Origin of the sequence: Nonomuraea sp. NPDC049141, assembly GCF_040648415.1 — a bacterium.
GTDB lineage: Bacteria > Actinomycetota > Actinomycetes > Streptosporangiales > Streptosporangiaceae > Nonomuraea.
Map to the genome: position 1 here is coordinate 1 of NZ_JBEZDR010000165.1, position 1,924 is coordinate 1,924.

Sequence of the window (1,924 nt, forward strand, 5' to 3'; positions counted from 1 at the left end):
CCACCGCCGCCGAGCGGCGCCGTGCCGAGAAGGAGCGCCTCCGCTCCGCCCTCGCCGGCGAGGATCAGGACGGGGAGACGCCGCCCAACTAGGACCTGCGCGCAGCCCTGGCGGCGTTCTGGCTGACGGGAGACGTGCAAGGCGCGTGAAGCTGGTGCACCAATGCCGCCGGGACGCTGATACCTGAGGGGCATTAAAATACCCCTGTGGTATCGGGACGAGGGAACTTGCGTCGCCGGCCGGCGTTCATGTCGCCTCGCAGATGAGTGAACGGTCGGGTCCTCCAATTTCCTATCGGCGCCGGGGTGGTGTCACCAGGTGTCGGGGTGGTCGAGGTCGCGGGCCGGCTGGTACCCGCTCAGAACCGTCGCGCCCCGGCACGGGTTGCGCCCGAACCGTCAGCCAGCGACCGGATCCGTCACCTACCACCAGCGAAGCCTCGATGAAAGGGCCAGGCTCCGACCGCACTTCGCCGCGCTGCGGGCAGGTGCCCCGGTCGGCCGAGCGGGTCGGTGGCCGGGAACGGCCGAGGGGCCCGGTCGCCGGCTGAGCCGGGCGACGCGGACCCCTCGAACGATCGGGTCGGTGTCAGGTCACCAGTTGGTGGCGCTGGCGACCTTCGGCCACGGCTTCAACGTGGGCTTGATCAGGTAGACGACGCCGCCGGAGCCGCCGGAGACGCCGCCGCTGGCGTTGGTCCGCTTGGTACGCAGCCAGATCTGCTCGAACTGCTCACGCTTGTAGACGTTGCGCACCGCCTCGTTGCTGGACGAGGCCGGGTCGTTGACGATCACGTCGCCGTCGGCGGTGAAGCCGACGACCACGAACAGGTGGCCCGAGGTGCCGTAGCCCGCCCCGTCCAGCTCGCTGGCGAGGAAGGACTGGCTGGTCACGACCGGGATCCCGGCGGCGATGAAGCGCTCCACCTCGTCCAGGGAGTGCAGCCGGGTGACCCGCGCCTCCAGGCCCGGGAAGCTGGCCGCGTACGCGGTGTTGAAGGGCCAGTTGCCGGCGCCGTCGTACTGGTAGTCGTAGACCATCCGGGCGGCGTGGTTGACCGTCGGGTCCGGGTAGGTCGGGTCGACCCAGGAGGTGTCCTCCTCGGACGCCTTGCGGCCCCAGTACTCGATCACCATGGTGGTGGAGGTGGGGGAGCACCAGGCCTGGCCGCCGCCGTCGTACTCGGGGTAGTGGCCGGTGTGGATGTTCTGCGAGTAGCGGGGCACGGCGAGTTCCTTGCCCCAGGCGATGCCGCCGGCGCTCGGCTCGACGGTGAACCGGTCGGGCACGTTGGAGCTCATCGCGCCGACGGTGTGCACGACCGGCGCGGCGCGCTGGCCGGGGGCCTTGTAGAGGGTCAGCCGCAGCTGGTACGCCCGCAGCAGCACGCCGACCGAGGCGTCGTCGATGCTGAAGGTGTCGGTCCAGATGGTCGACCAGGGGTCGCCCTGCCGGTTGACGCTGGTCCGCTTGATGTCGGCGTCGCCGGAGGCCCACCGTCCCATGACGTACCACTTGGTCTGCACGCCGGTGTTGTACGTGCCCTGCATCTCGACCTGGATCCAGGTGCCGGCCGGGGTCTGCGCGTTCCACGAGGCGATCAGCTCGGTGGCGTCGAACCCGATCTGGGTGACCGGGGAGGTCCAGGTCCCGTACTCCCAGCTCCTGGTCACGCCGGTGTGCGGGTCGGTGTAGTCGGTGGTGCCGAGCGGTCCAGCCAGCGTGACGCCGGGCCGGACGCCGGGGACGGCCCGGGTGCCGGCGTGGCTGCCGCGACGCCAGTCGGGGTAGCGCGACCAGTCCTGGAAGGTGATCTGCTCGTCGTGGACCACCGGTCGACTGGTCGACGGGGCCGCGACGGGTGCGGCGGCGACGGCGGGTGCCGCGGTGCCGAGAAGGGTGAGCGCGGTGGCGGCCGCGAGGG

General features: G+C 71.1%; 1 protein-coding gene. It reads right to left on the bottom strand.

The features are described from left to right. Positions 1–593 precede the first annotated feature (593 nt). The coding region (locus AB0B91_RS65490; RefSeq protein WP_358343106.1) for a C39 family peptidase at positions 594–1,924 on the bottom strand (1,331 nt) is incomplete at its 5' end.